The 21,012-nt window shown below is 56.1% G+C and carries 19 protein-coding genes; 7 read left to right on the top strand and 12 right to left on the bottom strand.

The genetic code is table 11. From position 1 onward, the window contains the following. Nucleotides 1-14: 14 nt before the first annotated feature. Nucleotides 15-1,418, top strand: coding sequence for a sigma-54 dependent transcriptional regulator (locus QZ725_RS14290; protein WP_293781041.1), 1,404 nt, complete (start codon nucleotides 15-17; stop codon nucleotides 1,416-1,418). A 300-nt stretch (nucleotides 1,419-1,718) separates the two neighbouring features. Here the strand turns inward: QZ725_RS14290 and rplS are convergent, their stop codons facing one another. The 4 genes from rplS to rpsP form a co-directional block, all read right to left on the bottom strand. Further along, the gene (rplS, locus tag QZ725_RS14285) at nucleotides 1,719-2,099 is read right to left on the bottom strand and encodes a 50S ribosomal protein L19 (protein ID WP_293781037.1); all 381 of its coding nucleotides are present in this window, start codon (nucleotides 2,097-2,099) and stop codon (nucleotides 1,719-1,721) included. A 98-nt stretch (nucleotides 2,100-2,197) separates the two neighbouring features. Further along, nucleotides 2,198-2,956 carry a tRNA (guanosine(37)-N1)-methyltransferase TrmD gene (gene trmD / locus QZ725_RS14280; protein WP_293781034.1) on the bottom strand — a complete coding sequence of 253 codons (759 nt, stop codon included), beginning with the start codon at nucleotides 2,954-2,956 and terminating at the stop codon, nucleotides 2,198-2,200. Nucleotides 2,957-2,989: 33 nt separating this feature from the next. Further along, a complete protein-coding gene (gene rimM, locus QZ725_RS14275) occupies nucleotides 2,990-3,547 on the bottom strand; it encodes a ribosome maturation factor RimM (RefSeq protein WP_293781031.1) in 558 nt (185 codons plus the stop codon). Between the two features lie 17 nt (nucleotides 3,548-3,564). Next, nucleotides 3,565-3,819: a 30S ribosomal protein S16 gene (gene rpsP, locus QZ725_RS14270; protein WP_293781028.1), complete on the bottom strand. Its 255-nt coding sequence runs from the start codon at nucleotides 3,817-3,819 to the stop codon at nucleotides 3,565-3,567. Nucleotides 3,820-4,152: 333 nt separating this feature from the next. Between rpsP and QZ725_RS14265 the strand changes: the two genes are divergently transcribed. Next, nucleotides 4,153-5,589, top strand: coding sequence for an ammonium transporter (locus tag QZ725_RS14265; RefSeq protein ID WP_293781025.1), 1,437 nt, complete (start codon nucleotides 4,153-4,155; stop codon nucleotides 5,587-5,589). Next, nucleotides 5,586-5,981, top strand: a complete 396-nt coding sequence (locus tag QZ725_RS14260) for a hypothetical protein (RefSeq protein ID WP_293781022.1) — start codon at nucleotides 5,586-5,588, stop codon at nucleotides 5,979-5,981. The genes QZ725_RS14265 and QZ725_RS14260 overlap by 4 nt, the downstream gene beginning before the upstream one ends. 7 nt (nucleotides 5,982-5,988) lie before the next feature. Here QZ725_RS14260 and QZ725_RS14255 read toward each other — a convergent pair whose 3' ends face one another. The 8 genes from QZ725_RS14255 to ugpQ form a co-directional block, all read right to left on the bottom strand. Then, nucleotides 5,989-7,773, bottom strand: coding sequence for an acyl-CoA dehydrogenase (locus QZ725_RS14255; protein ID WP_293781019.1), 1,785 nt, complete (start codon nucleotides 7,771-7,773; stop codon nucleotides 5,989-5,991). Between the two features lie 111 nt (nucleotides 7,774-7,884). Then, nucleotides 7,885-8,814 carry an FAD-binding protein gene (locus QZ725_RS14250; RefSeq protein ID WP_293781016.1) on the bottom strand — a complete coding sequence of 310 codons (930 nt, stop codon included), beginning with the start codon at nucleotides 8,812-8,814 and terminating at the stop codon, nucleotides 7,885-7,887. A gap of 76 nt (nucleotides 8,815-8,890) precedes the next feature. Beyond that, the gene (locus tag QZ725_RS14245; RefSeq protein ID WP_293781013.1) at nucleotides 8,891-9,640 is read right to left on the bottom strand and encodes an electron transfer flavoprotein subunit beta/FixA family protein; all 750 of its coding nucleotides are present in this window, start codon (nucleotides 9,638-9,640) and stop codon (nucleotides 8,891-8,893) included. 223 nt (nucleotides 9,641-9,863) lie between these two features. Continuing rightward, nucleotides 9,864-10,100 (bottom strand): sulfurtransferase TusA family protein, encoded by a 237-nt coding sequence (locus tag QZ725_RS14240; protein WP_293781010.1) that lies wholly within the window; start codon nucleotides 10,098-10,100, stop codon nucleotides 9,864-9,866. Nucleotides 10,101-10,140: 40 nt separating this feature from the next. Then, nucleotides 10,141-11,919, bottom strand: coding sequence for a hypothetical protein (locus QZ725_RS14235; protein WP_293781007.1), 1,779 nt, complete (start codon nucleotides 11,917-11,919; stop codon nucleotides 10,141-10,143). A 318-nt stretch (nucleotides 11,920-12,237) separates the two neighbouring features. Further along, nucleotides 12,238-14,847, bottom strand: a complete 2,610-nt coding sequence (alaS, locus tag QZ725_RS14230) for an alanine--tRNA ligase (protein ID WP_293781004.1) — start codon at nucleotides 14,845-14,847, stop codon at nucleotides 12,238-12,240. Between the two features lie 166 nt (nucleotides 14,848-15,013). Further along, the gene (locus QZ725_RS14225) at nucleotides 15,014-15,604 is read right to left on the bottom strand and encodes a hypothetical protein (RefSeq protein WP_293781001.1); all 591 of its coding nucleotides are present in this window, start codon (nucleotides 15,602-15,604) and stop codon (nucleotides 15,014-15,016) included. Between the two features lie 116 nt (nucleotides 15,605-15,720). Then, complete coding sequence (gene ugpQ / locus QZ725_RS14220) at nucleotides 15,721-16,482, bottom strand: glycerophosphodiester phosphodiesterase (protein ID WP_293780998.1); 762 nt, start codon at nucleotides 16,480-16,482, stop codon at nucleotides 15,721-15,723. Between the two features lie 178 nt (nucleotides 16,483-16,660). Here ugpQ and QZ725_RS14215 point away from each other — a divergent pair, with 178 nt between their 5' ends. The 4 genes from QZ725_RS14215 to QZ725_RS14200 form a co-directional block, all read left to right on the top strand. After that, nucleotides 16,661-18,259, top strand: a complete 1,599-nt coding sequence (locus QZ725_RS14215; RefSeq protein WP_293780995.1) for a gamma-glutamyltransferase family protein — start codon at nucleotides 16,661-16,663, stop codon at nucleotides 18,257-18,259. Nucleotides 18,260-18,627: 368 nt separating this feature from the next. After that, on the top strand, nucleotides 18,628-19,374 hold the full coding sequence (locus tag QZ725_RS14210) for a YoaK family protein (RefSeq protein ID WP_293780992.1): 747 nt from the start codon (nucleotides 18,628-18,630) through the stop codon (nucleotides 19,372-19,374). Nucleotides 19,375-19,661: 287 nt separating this feature from the next. Beyond that, complete coding sequence (locus QZ725_RS14205; RefSeq protein ID WP_293780989.1) at nucleotides 19,662-20,180, top strand: DUF1499 domain-containing protein; 519 nt, start codon at nucleotides 19,662-19,664, stop codon at nucleotides 20,178-20,180. Nucleotides 20,181-20,405: 225 nt separating this feature from the next. Then, nucleotides 20,406-21,012 (top strand): glutamate--tRNA ligase family protein (locus tag QZ725_RS14200; RefSeq protein WP_293780986.1); only part of this gene is annotated, 607 nt, incomplete at its 3' end.

The raw sequence follows: 21,012 nt of genomic DNA, 5'->3' as shown, positions 1-21,012 counted from the left end.
TCACAAAGTCCAGCATGATTAAAAACAAACCGCTTCCCGACAATCTCGATATCTATGTCTGGGAAGGCAAATCCGATATCTTCGACCGTATCGCGCGGTGCCTGGTGAGCGCTGAGGTGGATGTAATTCGTGCTGATGGCATGGATCAACTTGGTGATTTGTCGCCGACCTCGGCATCGATTGCCATCATCTCGGTTACTGTCATTGATCGTCCGGGGTTCAATGCACAGGAATGGCAACGTACGCATGGCATGCCCGTCATATGGGTAGCGGAAGCGCCACGTGCTTACGATTCGCGCGTGTATCCACCTGAGTATTCGCATATTCTGATGCTGGATTTCACCTGCGCAGAACTGCGGCGGCAGGTATATACCCTAGCTGGCGAGTTGCAACGGCACGGTCATGTCGGGCAGGAGAAAGATCCGTTCATCGCCGAATCAGATGTCATGCGTTCCTTGCTGCGAGAAACGCAAGCGTTTGCCGACTGTGACTCCAATGTACTGATCGCCGGCGAAACCGGCGTCGGCAAGGAACGCATTGCACGGCTACTGCATGACTATCATAGCAGCTACAGCAAGGGGCCATTTGTCGCAGTCAATTGTGGCGCCATTCCCGACGGCCTGTTTGAATCGCATTTCTTCGGCCATGCGAAAGGCGCGTTTACTGGCGCGATGCTGGCGCACAAGGGGTATTTTGAGCAAGCCGATGGCGGTACACTCTTCCTCGACGAGATTGGCGATCTGCCGCTGTATCAACAGGTAAAACTTTTACGCGTGCTGGAGCAGAACAAGGTGACACGTTTAGGCTCGACGGCAGAGATCAGTGTGAATTTCCGCCTCGTGGCTGCGACCAATCGCAATTTGCGCGAACTGGTGCGGCAAGACATGTTTCGCTCCGATTTGTACTATCGCATGGCAGTCATCGAACTACGCGTTCCCAACCTGGAAGAACGCGGCGAAGTCGACAAGATCGCCATTTTCAAAGGCATCATCAATCAGGTTTTCCAAAATGGTGTGCGGCCCGATCAACCTGTGCCAGAGATTCCGGACTGGCTGCTGCGACAGGTTGCATCGACCCGCTTTCTTGGCAACGTCCGCGAGTTACGCAACATTGCAGAACGCGTGACGATCATCCATCGTCAACTGGGTGACTGGGATCGCGTAGCAATCGACAGAGTCTTCATGGGATTGCGCGAATTCCAGGAAACTTTGCCGGATAGCAGCGGTACCGACAGTGCACGTCGCAAGTGGGACATAGCCGACCGCAACCGCATTATCGAAGCGCTTGATGCACATAACTGGCGGCGGCAGGACACGGCCAATTATCTGAACATCAGTCGCAAGGTTCTGTGGGAAAAAATGCGCAAGTTCCAGATCATCGATGGCGATACCGCCAGCAAGGAAGATCTGGAAGCCTGAGGATCCATGGGTGGACACTTGCATTTGGATGGTGCCATGAACCGCAACGTGGGTATCTTGCTATATAGCGTATGAGACCGGTAGCCATCGCCGCGCCTCACATGCGAATGCGCCCTTGCATCGTTGGGCATGGCGTTGTGCTGCAGCACATGACGAAGTATCCACTGCATACCGGCCCTTCTTCTCAACACATCGCGCCGGTCATCTTCGCATGCACATCACATGAACATAAAAAAACCCGCGTCGTAAAACGCGGGTTTTCTTGTCGCATCAACCGGCGCAAAGACCGGTTGCCACCGATTACTCAGCAGCTTTGGCTGCGCGGCGGCTTGGCAGTTTTTCCTTGATACGTGCCGATTTACCCGAACGATCGCGCAGGTAGTACAGCTTGGCACGACGCACGTCACCACGACGCTTGACTTCGATCGAAGCGATCAGCGGCGAGTAAAGCTGGAACGTACGCTCAACGCCTTCACCCGACGAGATCTTGCGAACGATGAAGTTCGAGTTCAGACCGCGGTTGCGACGCGAGATGACGACGCCTTCGTAAGCCTGGGCGCGCTTGCGCGTACCTTCAACCACGTTGACGCTGACGATCACCGTATCGCCTGGAGCGAAGTCGGGAATGTTTTTACCGAGACGAGCAATTTCTTCTTGCTCAAGTTGCTGGATCAGATCCATTTATTACTCCTTGAACCATCATGCCGGCGCTTTGACTACCTTGCCCGGTAGAGGATGGGGTGAACACATACGGGATAACACATCCCGCTCGATACTACTTACTGCTGGTACTGCAAACTACGTAAAAACGTTTCATCGGCGCGCGTCAGCAATCCTGCCTCGCGCGCCTTGATAATCAGATCGGGCCGCTTATGTGCCGTTGCTTCCAAGGCTCGTTCACGCCGCCATTTGACGATTTCTGCGTGATTCCCGCCCAACAATACTGGCGGCACCGTTGCACCTTCATGCACTTCCGGACGTGTGTAATGCGGACAATCGAGCAAGCCGTTGACAAAACTGTCTTCGACAGCCGATGCATCATCATGGAGCACACCGGGCAACTGTCGGATTACGGCATCCATCAGCGCCATCGCCGGCAACTCGCCCCCCGACAGCACGAAATCGCCAAGACTGATTTCCTCATCCACACAGGTATCAAGGAAACGCTGATCAATGGCTTCGTAGCGACCACACAGCAAAACGATGCCTGGCTCAGCCTTCAACTGCATCACGCGCTCATGCGTCAGCGGCTTGCCCTGCGGCGACAGATAAATCACGCGCGGTACCGGCAATTCGGCAGCGACCTGTCGCGTCTTGGCCGCGTTCACTGCTGCCTCAAGCGGCTTGACCATCATCACCATGCCGGGGCCGCCACCATAAGGGCGATCATCTACGGTACGATGCCGATCGCTTGTGAAATCACGCGGATTCCACAGTGCCAGCTCACATCTTTTTTGTTCAAACGCACGCCGGGTAATGCCCGACTGCGTAATGGCGGTGAACATTTCCGGGAACAGCGTAACGACATCAAACTGCATCGCGCTCCCTCCTGATACAGGGGCCGTCAGCGATCAATAATCGCGACCCCAGTCCACCTTGATCTTGCCTGCAGAACGGTCCACGCTGAGCACGAACTGATCCACAAACGGAATCAGCAATTCGGACACAGCCTTTTCAGGGGCATCTGCCTGCGGCGCAACGTCCACCCGCAATATCGGGTGCGCACCGTTATCCATCATGTCGGCAACGGTACCGAGCTGCTCGCCCTGCAGGTTTTCTACTGCTAGGCCAATCAGATCCACCCAGTAAAACTCATTGTCCGGCAAGGCCGGGAAATGACTGCGCGAAATTTGTACCGTCGCCCCCTTGAGGGCTTCAGCCGCATCACGATCTGCCACACCCATCAGCTGGGCGACAACATCGCCACCATGCGTTTTGGATTGCATCATCGAGACATCTCGCATCTCTGGCTTGTCCAGCCACCAGTTGCGCGCTGTCAGTAGGGCATCGGCATCGGCAGAATATGGCCGCACGCGTACCCAGCCCTTCAAACCGTAGGCACCGGCGACATACCCCACCAGTACCAAATCCTCAGGAATCAGCACTCCTGATTGCTTCTGTATCGACAAGGCGAGAGCCTGCCAGATTAAGCAGCAGCTTTCTTGGCAGCGGTGCCAACCAGACGCTCTACGGTTGGCGACAGTTGCGCGCCATTATTTTTCCAGAAGGTCAAACGATCTTCGGCGACACGAACGGTTTCTTCCTTGCCCGAAGCGACCGGGTTGTAGAAGCCGATGCGCTCGACGAAGCGACCATCGCGACGATTACGCGAATCAGCAACAACGATATTGTAGAAAGGGCGCTTTTTTGCACCACCACGAGCTAAACGAATGACGACCATAATATTTCCAGTAAATGTCTGAAGACGGAAAAAGCCGCAAATTATAGCGCGGCCCGGCATCTGCCCGCAAGCCACCCCACCAAGACTGTTGCATGTAAAACCCGAAGTGATGTTTTCTGCACCCTACCAACCAGATAAGTAACTACTTACATTCCATTCCAAACAAGAAAAATCCACATTACGACAGGCGTTGCAATTCAAGCAAAACAAATTACTTTGCATTTTGCAAACATGCTTGCATCGCTTATGAATTTGTATTGATGGCATGCAACGTGCTTTTCCTGCACCAAAGCACATTCATAGTGCTTCTCCATTTTTACGCAGGGAGTCTGCATGTCGACACGTTTCATCTCGGGATCGCTGATGGCGATCATTATCGCCATTGGCTTGCACGCCCTGCCCGCAAGCGCTCAGCAAACCACATCCACGACACCGCCCGGTCTCACGATGCCAGCCGCCGATGAGACGGCGCCTTTGCTTACCGAAGCAGCGCCGGCAAAACCCACCGAACCCGTCAAAGCCGAACCATTGACGCGCCCCACTTTGGTCGATGCAGCAACACTGAGCGGTGGCGACACCGCCTGGGTTATGACCTCGACTGCACTGGTGTTGTTCATGACCCTACCCGGTCTGGCGCTTTTTTATGCCGGTATGGTGCGCAAGAAGAATGTGCTCGCCACGATGGCGCACAGTTTTGCCGTGGCAGCGCTAGTCACGGTGATCTGGGTTGTGATCGGCTACAGCCTCGCGTTCACACCGGGTTCGCCATACATCGGCAGTCTGGATCGCGTCCTGCTCAGCGGCCTGGAATTTTTCAAGGAAGACAACAAGCTCACGGTCAGTGAAATCGCACCGACCATTCCCGAGAGCGTGTTCATCATGTTCCAGATGACGTTTGCCATTATTACCGCCGCGCTGATCACCGGTGCCTTTGCCGAACGCATGAAGTTCTCGGCTCTGCTGATCTTCATGACCCTGTGGTCCATCTTCGTCTATGCGCCAGTCGCCCATTGGGTATGGGAACCAGGTGGCTGGCTGGCGGCTCGTGGCGTGCTCGATTTTGCTGGCGGCACCGTGGTGCATATCAATGCAGGCGTCTCTGGCCTGGTCGCCGCAATCATCGTCGGTCCACGACTAGGATTCGGCAAGGAACCGATGCCACCGCACAATCTGGTGCTGACGGTGATCGGTGCCTGCATGCTGTGGGTCGGCTGGTTCGGCTTCAATGCCGGTTCCGCCGTTGCTGCCGACGGACGTGCCGGCATGGCCATGCTGGTCACGCAGTTGGCAACCGCCGTCGGTGCGCTGGCATGGATGATTGCCGAATGGGTACGACGTGGCAAACCTTCAGTGCTCGGCATCGTATCGGGCGCGGTATCCGGGCTGGTAGCGATTACGCCGGCCTCGGGCTTCGTCGGCATCAACGGCGCGCTGGCCATTGGTGCCGCCGCCGGCGTTGCCTGCTACTGGGGCGCCACCTCGCTCAAGTCGAAACTGGGCTATGACGACTCGCTCGACGTATTCGGCGTGCATGCCATCGGCGGCATCGTGGGGGCCTTGCTGACTGGCGTATTTGCGGTTCCAGCCATTGGCGGTGCCGCCAGTTCCTTCGGCAATCAGGCTTTTGGTGTCATCGTGACGGTGATTTTCTCCGCCTCCATGACCGCGCTGATTCTTGGCATTGTGAATGCACTCGTCGGGCTACGCGTCACGCCAGAGGGCGAACGTGAAGGCATGGATATCGAACAGCATGGTGAGCACGTGTTATGAGCGACGAACATCAAAACCGGGCCGCGCTGGAAAATCAGGCATTTGCACTGATGGGGCGGCTGCATGTGATTCTGCGGCGGCAAACCGGCCGCGTCACCGATATAGAATACATGCGCATCGATCCCGGCTATTGTCGATACCTGCTGAAAATGGCCTCCCTCTCCACCAGCGAAGATTTGCAAGAGATCGGCCTCAAACTACAGGAGATTTTTTTTGGCGAGGATGGCCTGTTCGTTCGTAGCGAACCGCGCCCCTTGCTGAGTCGTCTGAGCGAATCGCACGAACAAACATCACCAGGCCCCACCGCCCCGCCAGCACCCTCGCCACCAACGCCGACGACGACCACAGCGGAAGATCCCGTTGATCGCGGCTACATCGGTCGTCTGCGCTGACTACGTTTCAGAATTGCGCTTCATCGAGCGCCATCACGCTGGCACCGCCTTGCACGATGGCGCTGGCGATCCCCGACGCCTGTGACAATTGATGTTCCGCAAAATAGCGGGCCGTCCATATCTTGGCCTGCAAGAAATCCGCATCGTCCGCTCCGCTTGCCAACATTGCCTGCGCACGCAAGGCAGCACGCGCCAGTTGCCAGCCGCCGAACACAATCCCGGCCAGTTTCAGGTAAGGCACACTGCCAGCAAACACGATCTTGATGTGATCCTGCACATTTGCCACCACGTAGTCCACCACCTGTTCCAGCGCCGCCGCTGCCGAACCAAGTTGAACGGCAATCGGCTGCAAGGCTTCCTGTGCATTCAGCATGGTTTGCATACGACGCACCTCTGCGATCAGCGCACGCACCACAACACCCTTGTCGCGCACCGTTTTGCGCCCGACCAGATCATTGGCCTGGATTGCCGTTGTGCCTTCATAGATCGTCAGAATGCGCGCATCGCGGTAATACTGTGCCGCACCCGTCTCTTCGATGAAACCCATGCCGCCATGAATCTGCACACCGGTCGATGCCACATCGATCGCCATCTCGGTTGACCAACCCTTGATGATGGGCACCAGATATTCATACAAAGCCTGATGTTTCTCTCTCACTGTCGCATCCGCATGATGATGTGCGATATCGACATAAGCGGCCGCTACGTAGGCCAGTGCACGCGCCGCTTCGATCTGCGCTTTCATCGACATCAGCATGCGACGCACGTCAGGTTGATGAATGATGGTCAATGCGGTAGATGATCCTTCCAGATCGCGCGATTGCACGCGCTCCTTCGCATATCGCACTGCTTTCTGATAGGCCCGCTCAGCCAGACCGATACCCTGGATGCCAACTGCAAAACGGGCGGCGTTCATCATCACGAACATGGTTTCGAGGCCACGGTTTTCTTCACCCACGAGCGTGCCGATGGCACCGCCTTTGTCACCGAACTGCAGCACGGCCGTCGGGCTCGCCTTGATGCCGAGCTTGTGTTCGATCGACACGCACGTCACATCGTTGCGTTCACCCACCGAACCATCCTCGTTGACCAGATATTTCGGCACCAGAAACAGTGAAATGCCTTTCACGCCTTCCGGTGCATCGGGTGTACGCGCCAGCACCAGATGGACGATGTTCTCGGCCATGTCGTGCTCGCCATACGTAATGAAAATCTTGGTGCCCGAGATACGATACGTGCCATCGCCCTGCGGCACGGCCTTCGTACGCACGAGTGCCAGATCGGAACCGGCCTGTGGCTCGGTCAGGTTCATGGTGCCGGTCCAGTTGCCAGCGATGAATTGCGGCAGGAACTGCGCCTTCTGCGCATCGCTACCCGCCGTCATCAGCGCCTCGATGGCACCATCGGTCAGCAAAGGACACAAGGCAAAGGACAGATTGGCCGCATTCAGCATTTCCATGCAAGGCGTCGCCACCAGCTTGGGCAAACCCTGCCCGCCAAATTGAGAAGGATGCTGCACACCCTGCCAACCTGCTTCGGCATAAGACTTGAACGCCTGCTTGAAGCCGGGCGTTGTATGTACCTGCCCGTCCTGCCAGGTACTGGGATGTCGATCGCCCTCACGATTGAGCGGCGCCACGACTTCACTGCAAAAACGTGCATTTTCCTCAAGCACGGCTTCCACCGTATCCGACGTCGCCTCTTCGCATCCAGGCAACGTTGCGATTGCCTGCAGATCGGCCAGTTCGTTCAATACAAACAGCATGTCCTTCAACGGCGCGACATAGGGCATGACGACTCCTCAAAAGAAAATGGGCGGGACGGTCAGTGATTGCAGTGTGCCAGAAATTTTCCGCGCACCACAACCGCTGCCGTCCCGCCCATTAGGCGGAACGCACAAAGATCAGCCGAGTTCTTTGACCAATGCCGGTACCACCTCGAACAGATCACCGACGATACCGTAATCCGCGACTGAGAAAATCGGCGCTTCGGCATCCTTGTTGATGGCGACGATGGTTTTGGAATCCTTCATGCCAGCCAAATGCTGGATCGCACCTGAAATGCCGACGGCGATATACAAATCCGGCGCAACGATCTTGCCGGTCTGACCGACTTGCCAGTCATTAGGCACATAGCCGGCATCGACCGCAGCGCGCGACGCACCCAATGCGGCACCCAGCTTATCTGCCAGCGGATCGAGTATCTTGAAATTTTCCTCGGAACCGAGACCGCGACCACCAGAGACCACCACCTTGGCTGCCGTGAGTTCTGGTCGTGCCGACGTCGCGATCTCGCGCGAGACGAAAGACGATTTGCCGGAATCTGCCACGGCCGTCACGCTTTCAACGGCAGCAATGCCGCCATCAGCCGGCAAATCGAACGCGGTGGTACGCACGGTAATGACCTTGGTCGCATCCGACGATTGCACGGTCGCGATCGCATTGCCGGCATAGAACGGACGCTCGAAGGTGTCGGCCGACACGACTTTGGTAATCTCTGAAATCTGTGCGACATCGAGCTTGGCGGCCACACGTGGCAAGATGTTTTTACCATAGGCAGTGGCAGGGGCAAGGATGTGCGAGTAAGCAGCAGCCAAGGCCAGAGCTTGCGCGGCCACGTTTTCTGCCAAGCCGTCTGCGAAATGCGCACCCTCTGCAACCAACACCTTGGTGACGCCAGCAATCTTAGCTGCGGCCTGCGCAGCAGCGTAAGCCTGATGGCCAGCAATCAAGACGTGAACGTCACCACCGCACTGGGCGGCGGCGGTAATGGTGTGCAGCGTGCTGCCCTTCAGGCTGGCATTATCGTGTTCTGCAATGACAAGTGCGGTCATGATGTTTTCCTGATGACAAAGACGGCGAAGCGATTTTTAGACGAACTATTACAGTGCGCTCGGCCGTCGCAATGAATTAGATGACTTTGGCTTCGTTCTTGAGTTTGTCGACCAATGTGGCGACATCCGGCACGACGATGCCAGCAGCACGCTTGGCCGGTTCGCTGACTTTCAGCGTCTTCAGGCGTGGCGCCACGTCGACGCCAAGATCAGCTGGCTTGACGTTATCCAGCGTCTTTTTCTTGGCCTTCATGATGTTGGGCAACGTCACATAGCGCGGCTCGTTCAAACGCAAATCGGTCGTCACGATTGCCGGCAAGGACAGCGATACGACTTCAAGCCCGCCATCGACTTCACGCGTGACCTTGACCTTGTCGCCTTCGATTTCCACCTTGGATGCGTAGGTCGCTTGCGGCCAGTCCAGCAACGCTGCCAGCATCTGGCCGGTCTGGTTGGCATCGTCATCGATGGCCTGCTTGCCGAGGATGATCAGTTGCGGCTGCTCCTTGTCGGCGATTGCCTTGAGCAGCTTGGCAACGGCCAGTGGCTGCAATTCGACGTCGGTTTCCACCAGAACGCTGCGATCGGCCCCGATTGCCATCGCCGTTCGCAAGGTTTCCTGCGACTGCAAGACACCGCACGATACCGCCACGATCTCGGTCGCCTTGCCGGCTTCCTTCAGGCGCACGGCTTCTTCCACGGCGATCTCGTCGAACGGGTTCATCGACATCTTGACGTTGGCGATATCCACACCGGACTGATCCGATTTCACACGTACCTTGACGTTGTAATCGACGACACGCTTGACGGGGACCAACACTTTCATAACTTTTGTCCTTGAAAATTCACAATGACGGAAGGCAAACCAAAGCCGAGATTATAATCAGAAGTGATAAAACGGTAAGCAAAGCCACCATCCGGCAAATAAGGAAAAGCGGATTTTTTGCTGTCCGCCAGAAAAGGAAAAAGACGACAAACGTCGTCTTTTCAATGCTGTCCAACTGTCACATGCTCGCGACTACGGGCATCGCGACAGGATTCGTCTCTTCTTATTTACGCTTCATGAAGAAGGTAAAGACATCGCCATCCTTGTACTGCTGCACCAGTTCATTGCCGGTTTGCTTGGCAAATGCCTGGAAATCACGCACCGAACCAGGATCGGTTGCCTGCACGCGGAGGATTTGGCCACTGGCCATTTCTGCCAGTGCTTTTTTGGTTTTCAGGATAGGCAACGGGCAGTTGAGGCCCTTTGCGTCGAGGTCTTTCGCAAATTCGAGGGTTGTCATGCGTTTACACCATTACCATTCAATTGAATTTAACGTGATTTTAACTCTTCACGCCATCACTGGCTTCTTCATCAGGAAACGGCCAGTCGAGCGGCGCCAGTTCCTTGCCTTCGGCGTTGCGCAATGCCTGCACTTGATAAGCCAGATTGGTGAGGAACAACAGATCGCGATACGCTGGTAGATCAAAGCCTTCACGGCTTCCCTCGCGGTCATCTACCAACAGTTTTTCAAGCAAGGCAATAGCACCGTCCGTTTGCCAAACTGCCATGATTTTTTCCAGCACTTGCGGGAACGCTTCGATATCGCGCGCGCCTCCGGCACTTTCCGGCAGCCCCCACGGGGCGATACGACCATTGAAAATATCCTTGAAACGAATTGCCAGCGCTTCGTACTTTTCCTGCTCGCCCACCATGCGATAGAGATCGACCAAATGCAGCCATTTGAGTGGTGAAGCCGGCTGCACTTCGGTTTCCAGAATGGCGATCGCACGTTGCGGCTGATTCATGTGCACCCAGAATTCCGCCTCCTGAATTTCGTCCAAAATCTCTTCGGCATTGGCGATATTGCGGCGATCGACACGGTAATCGTTGTCGGCACTATCGTCACGCGACGCTGGTACAGGTGCGGTCACAACTTTGGGTTCGTCCTGACGCGCCTTCGACTTGCGCATGCGTGCCAGTGAAGAAAACACGGTTGAACGCGCGCGCTGCCCATCCTCGCGCTCTACTGACGAGTCCGTAGTCGCGGCATCGCTTTGCGGGCCAATTTCGGCCACAGAACTGACTGACGGCACCGCATCGACTTCCGGCACCATTTGCTGCCACGATGCATCGCCCACTTCGGAACGAATCTGCCGCATGCGCCAGACCAACCAGCCGATGGCGACAGCACAGGCCAGCAATAAACCATACAGAATGTACATGGAACTGGCTGGCGTCTGCGCCTTGCGCGCCGCATCAAGTGCGGTTGACTGTTCGGCATTGAGTTTCTGCAAGGCTTCGGTGCGGCGCTCCAGCGCGTGAATTTTTTCCAGCAATTGGCGCAAGGCCTGATCGCTGGCTGAAACCGACTCCTGTGTCGCATCGGCGATGGTCGCCTGATTGACCGATTCGGGATCGACGGGCGGCGAAGCCAGGCTGTAACTCAACGCCAGACGTTGGCGGAACACATGCCCGTCAGTAGCCGCCTCATCACGCCCGAGCTTGAGCACACTGCGCGTCTGCTCGGCTTTCTTCACCTCCCTGGCCGATTCCTTGCGCTTGCTGTTGGATGGCGCATTCACGACCTTGTCCGTCGATGGCGAGTCAGATGACGTTTCTTCCGTCACAGGCTGTGCATGTCGACGCGATTTCTTGACGGATGGAGCTGGGGCAACAGATTCGAAAGAATCGGTCGAGGAAGAAGGGGCCGCGGCTTGGGCACGGCGCTCGTTGGCGGGTTGCGCTGCGGGCAAATCCAGCAAAATCGCATACTCGCGCTGCATGGGCGGTGCGCACGTATAACTGACGGTGAGCGATGCAGCGGGTTCATTGACCGGCGTGCGCGTCGTAATCAGCAACACGTGGCTGTTTTCACGAAACGTGACAGTTGCCGTACCCAGCACCATGCCATCGAAACCTCGCAAGCCAGCCTTGAAGCAACTTTTCTCGGCATTGCCGATATCACTGCCGATCAGGTTGATCTGGGTGCGAAAAGGTTCGCCAAGTGCCGATTGCACCCGCATTTCGCCAAAACCCCACGCGCATGCCGCGCCACTCCACAACAAGGTGGAGCAAACCGCAGCTGCATAAACGAACACCCTTCCGATGCAATTCATCATGAAAGCCTGTCGTTGCTTTTGCTACGCAATGGATAGGAAATGCCACTCACGAAATTCTTGTCCGCTTTTTTATTCTTGGTCGGTCAGATTGTTACACCGGAGACAACGGTCCCGCATTTTACAAACTGAATTATGAACAAAGGTCACATGCAAAACGACGGATTATCAATTTTTAACAAAAATGTCGTTTAACAATATCGACAGACATCCCTGTCTGAAGACTAACGCGGCCAAAGAAAAACCGGCAGACAAATCTGCCGGTTTTTTTGAAGAAAACGAAAAAAGTGTAAGATGACTGACACATTTTTCAGCGATACATCAGATACGCTCCGCTACCCATGCTTGCACTGAAGCCAATGCTGCCGGCAAAGCGCCAGCATCGGTGCCGCCCGCCATCGCCATATCCGGCTTGCCGCCACCTTTGCCGCCAACCTGCTGTGCAACGAAGTTGACCAGATCGCCAGCCTTGACCTTGCCCATCGCATCGGTCGTCACACCAGCGGCGATCTGTACCTTGGCGCCGTCAACCGCCGCCAGCACGATCGCTGCCGTCTTGAGCTTGTCTTTGAGCTTGTCCATCGTGTCGCGCAGGGTCTTGGCATCGGCACCTTCCAATTTGGCGGCCAGTACCTTAATACCCTTGACATCGATTGCCTGTGTCACCAGTTCATCGCCCTGCGACGAAGCCAGCTTGCCTTTCAAAGCGCCGACTTCACGTTCCAGTGCTTTCATCTGATCCATCAATTGTGCCAATCGTGGCTCCAATTCAAGAGGCTGCGTTTTTACCACTGCCGCCGCACTATTAATTACTGCTTCTAGTTCTTGCACATAACGCAAAGCATTGGCACCCGTAATCGCTTCAACGCGACGCACACCGGCGGCAACGCCACTTTCGCCAACAATTTTGAATAGGCCGATATCGCCGGTGCGATGCACGTGCGTGCCACCGCAGAGTTCACGACTGCTGCCAATATCCAGCACGCGCACGGTTTCGCCGTATTTCTCGCCGAACAGCATGACCGCACCGGTTTGCTGTGCCGATTCGATATCCATCACACGTGCGTGCGTGTCGGAGTTGGCGAGAATCTCGGTATTGACGCGCTTTTCGATTTCCAGAATCTGGTCCTGCGTGATCGGTGCATTGTGCGTGAAGTCGAAACGCGTCTTGTCGGCATCGACCAGCGAGCCTTTTTGCTGCACGTGGCCGCCCAACACTTCGCGCAAGGCCTTGTGCATGATGTGCGTGACCGAGTGGTTACGCATCGTGGCGGCGCGACGCTCGCCATCCACGCTGGCCTTGACCTTGTCGCCGACCTTTAGCGTACCTTGCGTTTGCGTACCATGATGGCCGTAGACATCGGCCTTGATCTTCTGCGTATCTTCCACGCCAAACAGTACGCCTTCGGCACTGATCACACCCTGATCGCCAACCTGACCACCGCTTTCCGAATAGAACGGCGTGGTATCGAGCACCACGATGCCGCTCTGGCCTTCTTTCAAGGCATTGACGGCCGTGCCTTCGTGATACAGACCAACGACCGTCGCCGATTCTTCCAGATGTTCGTAGCCGGTAAAGACATTGCCTGCGCCTGTGTATTCGACCGCGCGTTCCATCTTGAACTTGCCGGCAGCACGACCGGCCGCTTTCTGCTTTTCCATTGCAGCAGCAAAACCGGCTTCATCAACCGACACACCGCGTTCGCGGCAAACGTCCGCCGACAGATCAAGCGGGAAGCCGAAAGTGTCGTGCAACTTGAAGGCGATCTCGCCCGGCAAAACCTTGGCATCACCGGCGAGTGCCGTGTCGAGAATTTCCATGCCATTGGCCAGCGTTTCAAAGAAGCGCTCTTCTTCTGCCTTCAGCACTTCGGTGATGCGCTGTGCATCGGCTTTGAGTTTCGGATAAGCCTCGCCCATCTGCTCGACCAGATCCGCGACCAGTTTATGGAAGAACGGTTTCTTCTGACCGAGCTTGTAGCCATGACGAATCGCGCGGCGGATGATGCGGCGCTGCACATAGCCGCGTCCTTCATTCGATGGGATCACGCCGTCGGCGACGAGGAATGCAGTCGCGCGGATATGGTCCGCGATGACCTTAAGCGAATTGTTCGACAAATCGGTCGTATTGGTTTCGCGACCAGCCGCCTTGATCAGCGCTTCGAAGGTATCGATTTCATAATTGCTGTGCACGCCTTGCAGAATCGCCGCCAGACGCTCCAGACCCATGCCGGTATCGACGCATGGCGCGGGCAGGGGTTTGACCGAACCGTCTTCCGCCATGTCGAACTGCATGAACACGTTGTTCCAGATTTCGATGAAGCGATCGCCGTCTTCATCCGGGCTACCCGGAGGACCGCCGGCAATGTGCGGACCATGGTCGTAGAAAATCTCGGAACACGGACCACATGGGCCGGTGTCTGCCATCATCCAGAAATTGTCCGACTTGTAGCGGCCACCCTTGTTGTCGCCAATGCGAATCACGCGCTCGGGCGGCAGACCGATTTCCTTGGTCCAGATGTCGAAGGCTTCCTGATCTTCGATATAAACCGTGGCGAGCAGCTTTTCCGGCGGCAGGCCGTACACATTGGTCAGCAGCTCCCACGACCATTTCAGCGCATCGCGCTTGAAGTAATCGCCGAAGCTCCAGTTACCCAGCATTTCGAAAAAGGTGTGGTGACGCGCCGTATAGCCGACATTTTCCAGATCGTTGTGCTTGCCGCCCGCACGCAGACAGGCCTGCACCGACGTTGCACGCTTGTAGGGACGCTTGTCGGTTCCCAGAAACACATCCTTGAACTGCACCATGCCCGAGTTGGTGAACATCAGGGTCGGGTCGTTACCCGGCACCAGCGGGCTGGACGCGACGATGGTGTGTCCTTTCGATTCAAAGAATTTCAGGAATTTTTCGCGGATATCGGACGATTTCATGATCTCGTGGCTAGAAGAGGGTAAGGCGTAGCAAACCGCCGATTATACGTGATCCCTCCTGACAATTCCGTACCGAAAAACCATCAAAAAGCCCGCCGGCAACCGCGGGCGGGCATTGACAGTAAACCCGGGGCCGTGATGCCGGCACGGGTTATTCAGACTACGCTCAACCGCGCACCTGCGCATCGTGCTTTTCATGGTGGATCCGATGCGAATTACGATCTTCCACGCGCTTCAGACGCTTTTGCTCAGCGGCGCCGACATGTCCATCGCGGCCTGCACGAAATTGCTTGCGCTGGGCCTTGGCTTGACCACGTTCCAGTTTCGAAACTTCATGGTTAGTCAGTGAACCGTTTTTCACACCCGCTTCGATGCGTTTTTCCTGGTTGATGTTGCGCTGGACGTCGGCCTGCATGCGGCGGCTGGATGCAGAATCGGGATTACCCACTTGCGCATCGTGTTTTTCAGCACGAATATCGCGGCTGACATCGTTCTGCATGTGCTGGATACGCGCTTTTTCGGCATTGCTGAGTGTCCCATCGCGCAAGGCGCGCGATTGCGCCTGATCCACATGCGCCTCCTTGCGCTCCAGCTTTGCCGCCTCACGCGTAGTGAGTTGCCCGCTCTGCAAGCCATTTTCGATGCGCTGCTGTTGATTCACGTCGCGCTGCACTTCGCTGCCGCTGGTCTGTGCCAGAACCGGCAATGCCAGCGAAGCAAAGGCAAGAGCGGAAAACAGTTTGGTGGTCTTGTTCATGATGCAGTCCTTTCGTTGATAACAGGCGTGATTGCCATGTCGTCATCAACGGCGGCCCTCGCATCGGCGCCTACGTCCTTTCTGTAAGGGGTGTAACCAAAGGTTAATGGCAATTCTCAAAGCGGCCGGTCAGCAAAGTCCGGGCCAATCAGATCGAGACGATCCGTACAGAAACCGTCCACACCCCACGCCAGCAACTGGCGCGCACGAACAGGGTCGTTGACGGTATAACAAAACAGACCGAAGCCCGCTTCCTTCACTGCTCTCGCCAGCACAGGTGTCAATTTCAGATGATTGATATGCAGCGCGATGGCCGCAATGGCACGCAGTTGGGCATGCCAGTCTTCAGGCACGTCATCTATCAAAAGGCCGCGCGGCACTTCGGGTGCGGCCAGTTGTGCCGCCTGCAATGCGGCAAAGGAAAACGAAGACAGCAAAGGCATGGCAGCAGGCCGGTGATCGGGCAAACCCGCAAACAAGCGTTGCACGGTCTGTGCCACAACCCAGCCGGTTCGATCTTCGAATCCTGGCACCGGCTTGATTTCAACATTCATCCAGATGCCATGCTGCATGCAAAAGGCGGCGACCTGCTCAAAAGTTGGCACGGGCTCGCCTTCGAACTCCGGCCCGAACCAGGCACCCGCATCGCGCACGATCAATTCCTGCACGGTGAAATCCGCAATACTGCCCTCACCCGCCACAGTGCGTCCGAGTTCGGGATCGTGCATCACGACAGGTATGCCATCCTTCGTCAGCATGACGTCGAACTCCACCCCGCGATAACCGCGATCAAGACCGCAACGCATGGCGGCAATCGTATTTTCCGGTGCCAGCGTGCCACCACCACGATGGGCAACAACTCGGGGATAAGGCCACATGGATTTGCCTCGCTGAAGAGTCGTGAACGCTGCCAAGCATGACACAAATGATTCCTCGCAGGCGCGCTAGAATGGCCGGCCATGCACGCATCATCGGCAAGCACGGTGCCATCGCATACTTGCCCAACGCGCATCGAACAACAACACGCAAGAACGAGACACTTTCCACAGGAGCATCATGACCGCATTCGACTGGAACAATCCCTACCCTTCGACGCGCCAACCGCTGTTTGCACGCAACGTCGTCGCCACCTCGCAACCACTGGCAGCACAAGCCGGCCTGCGCATGCTGATGAAAGGTGGCAACGCCATCGATGCCGCGATTGCCGCCGCTGCCGCCATCACGGTTGTCGAGCCTTGTTCTTGCGGACTTGGCAGCGATGCCTTTGCCTTGGTATGGGATGGCAGCAAACTGCACGGCCTGAATGGTTCGGGTCAGGCACCCGCGGCGTGGGATGTCGACTACTTCCATCGCAAACATAAGGGCATGATCCCTGAGCGTGGCTGGGATAGCGTGACGGTACCTGGTGCGATTGCCAGTTGGGTCGCGCTGTCCGACAAGTTCGGCAAACTGCCCTTCGCCGATCTGCTGGAACCGGCCATCGATCTGGCTTCTCGCGGACATATGGTGTCGCGCGTGGTGCAGCAAAAATGGACCAATGCCATTCCGATTCTGCACCAGCAACCGGGTTTCGCCGACACCTTCATGCCACACGGTCGTGCGCCACAGGTCGGGGAAAATTTCGTTTTCGCCGATGCTGCAACGTCCCTGAAAAAGATTGCCGAAACCAAGGGCGCAGCGTTCTATCAGGGCGAACTCGCACAAGCCATCGTCAATCACGCCAAGGCTTGTGGCGCCGCCATGACGCTGGCCGATCTGGCCGCCTTTCAGCCCGAGTGGGTCACACCGATCAGCAAGGATTTTGCCGGTCATACCGTGCATGAAATCCCCCCCAACGGACAAGGCATCGCCGCGCTGATTGCACTGGGCATTCTCGACAAGCTCGACCTCGCACGCTTCCCTGCCGATTCGGTCGAAAGTCGCCACTTGCAGATCGAAGCCATGAAGCTGGCTTTTGCCGATACCTACAAATGGGTGGCCGACGAAAAGTACATGACGGAAGTAACGGCTGCCGATCTGCTCGACGATGGCTATCTGAGCGAACGTGCCAAGCTGATCGATCTAAACAAGGCCACACGTTTCAACCACGGCACACCGCCCAAGGGTGGCACCATCTATCTGTCGGTGGCCGACGAGAGCGGCATGATGGTCAGCTTCATCCAGTCCAACTACATGGGCTTCGGCTCCGGCGTCGTCGTACCCGGCACCGGCATCAGTTTGCAGAACCGAGGTTTCGGCTTCAACACCAGTCCGCGTCACGCCAACTGCGTGGTGCCCGGCAAACGCCCATTCCACACCATCATCCCCGGATTTCTCACCAAGGATGGTCAACCACAAATGAGTTTTGGCGTCATGGGTGGCAACATGCAACCGCAAGGCCATGTGCAAACGCTGGCGCGCATGCTGGCTTATCACCAGCAACCCCAAGCCGCTTGCGACGCGCCGCGCTGGAAGGTTAACGTCGGCATGTCGGTCGATGTGGAACAAACCATGGGCAATGAAATGCGCGCCGCTCTCATCGCACGCGGCCACCAGATCGAAAAAGTCGCGGATACCTATATGGACTTCGGTTCCGGACAATTCATCTGGAAGACACCCGACGGCTACATTGCCGCCAGCGATCCGCGTCGCGACGGCCAGGCCGTCGGATTCTGAGATGCAGGATGAAGCTGCGCTGTTTCAAACACGTGCAGCTTTATCTTCATGTCAGCGTACCTGTACAACGTCATCAGCGACTTCTTGAAAATCGCGGTTTTCCTGCGATAGTGCAAAGGTGCCGCATCGCATGCCGCACTTGCATTCATGGGCGAAATACCAGCCATCGCACGCGAATATGACAGCGTCATGAAATCGATTTTTTCGCAACAAACATAAGCAAATTACGAAGAGAGAGAAGGCTATATCTGATATTCAGGCACATTCAGGTGCATGCTTACGGGTAACGCAGCGATGCGCATCCCCACAGATTCGATAAGACCATCATCGAGCCTGCGGCAAGTAGACCTGAGTACTGGAGAATCAACATGAAACGCAGCGAATTGCGTCACAAAATTCAAAACAGCAGCCTCGGCTTCATCGCAGGCTATGTCGATACGCTGGGCTTTGTCGCCCTGTTCGGCCTGTTCACCGCCCACGTCACGGGCAACTTCGTTCTGATCGGCGCCGAAATGGCCAACCCGCAGGGTGGCCCACTCTTGCTCAAGATTCTGGCCTTCCCGTCGTTCATCTTCGGCATTGTATTTTCGCGCCTGCTGGTCGCTGCATTGCAAGCCAATGGTCGCCATGCGCTGCTGTATCTCTACATTGTCGAACTGTTCCTGCTGACGGCGTTCATGGCACTCGGCACCCTGGCAGAACCGATCGGTCACGAACCCACCTTTTACGCCGGTCTGGCTGGCATCGTCGGCGCAATGGCCATGGGCACGCACAGCGGTTATGGTCGTCTGCTGCTTTCGCATTTAGTCCCGACGGCGATGATGACAGGGAATGTGACCCAGCTCGTGATTGACGTGGTAGACGTCATACGTGGCGCAGCTGACGACAACGTCAAGCGCCGTTGCGTGAAATTTGCATGGCCTGTTCTGGCATTCAGCCTTGGCGCTGTCGGTGCAGCGTTTGCTTACCACTGGTTCGGCTTCCTGGCACTGTTGCTGCCGATATGCATGATGTTCCACCTCATGTATATCGAACGCGGTGCGCTGCACAAGAATCAGCATCGTAATGACTACAAACGCAAACAAGCCAAGTTGCAGCAGCAGCTTCAAGGTTGAGTGCCTCACCGTAAGCGAGGTCCCGTAATAAGACACGACAACCTTCGCAAAGACACACACAAACGGGTGGCAAATATTGCCACCCGTTATTTTTTATGGATTTTGAGCAATTTTATGTGTTTTTACCGACAAAACCTTGCGAGAAATCCCGGCAAAGTGAGCAAAATATAAACTTTCCAGTTACCCTTTTGTCACACAGACGGAGGGTACAGGCACCGATTCACTCTATACAATAAAAACAGCCAGGCCTGCCCTTACGCCCGACAAAGAGCAAAGAGGAGCGCGTTATGGGTAAATCCTTTGGCACCATTACCGTATTAATTCTGCTGGGCTTGCCGCTGATCTTGTTCATTGCTGGCCAGCTTCGCCTGTTTTCGGGCCGCAAACCCGACGACCTCGGAGTGCATGACGGCCTGCTCAAGGCTCCAATGAAAGACTGGCGCAATGTCGTATCCAGCCAAGCCGCATACCATCCGCATGAACCCCATCACCTGATAGAGCCACTTGAATACACCGGCGACGGCAATGGGGCAATGGAGCGCGTCGCTCGTCTGATTGCCACCATGCCAGGCGCCACCGTTTTGACTGCCACACCAGACTATATCCATGCCGAATTCCGCAGCATGCTCCTTGGCTTTGTGGATGACGTGGAATTCATGCGGGACGCCAACGACCGGCTTATCCATATGCGCTCGGGCTCGCGACTCAATCGCAAGGACTTTGGCGCCAATCGCATGCGACTGGAAACGGTACGCAAGCGCTTTGAACGTCGCAATGAAAGCCGACGCGAAATGATGACGACCTGATACCCGCACGTGCGGCGAACAAAATCTCTGCCGCAACTAGCATATCAGCGCTAGCGACCTTGCTCATTCCCGCAAAAAGAGCGCATTGCTCTGCCTCGCTACGCAGCTATTTCTCGCTTTGCCTCCGTATTCCCTCGCACACCCGCAAACTGCATGCCCGTAGTCACAGTGCGCTACGGTAAAATGCCCGCACCCTTATCAAACAGCGTCACCCGGACTGCATTCATGAGCAACGATTCGAAAAACGGCAAACCCGAAGCCAATCCGGCTTCTTCCAACTTCTTGCGCGGCATCATCGACGACGATCTCGCTGCCGGCAAACACGCCAACCGCAAGGACAGCCAGGGAAATGCGCTGCCAACGGTCATCACGCGCTTCCCGCCAGAACCAAACGGCTATTTGCATATCGGCCATGCCAAATCGATTTGCCTGAACTTCGGCCTCGCGCGCGATTACGCCGGCCGCTGCAATCTCCGTTTCGACGATACCAATCCGACCAAGGAAGATCAGGAATACGTCGATACCATCATCGACAGCGTGCAATGGCTGGGTTTCGACTGGAAAAAGGAAGGCGGCGACCTGCTCTACGCCAGCGACTATTTCGACAAGTTTTATGAAATGGCGCAATACCTCATCAAAGCCGGTCATGCTTATGTCGACAGTCAATCACCGGACGACATGGCAAAGAACCGTGGCAGTTTTTCGGAACCCGGCAAGAACTCGCCCTTCCGCGATCGCCCTGCTGCAGAATCGCTCGACCTGTTTGCCCGCATGAAGGCAGGCGAATTCAAGGATGGCGAACACATCCTGCGCGCCAAGATCGACATGGCTT

The sequence above is a fragment of the uncultured Oxalicibacterium sp. genome (assembly GCF_913776015.1).
Lineage (GTDB): Bacteria > Pseudomonadota > Gammaproteobacteria > Burkholderiales > Burkholderiaceae_D > Oxalicibacterium.
Note: the sequence above shows the minus strand (reverse complement) of the source record. Positions and strands in the feature narration are given on the sequence as shown.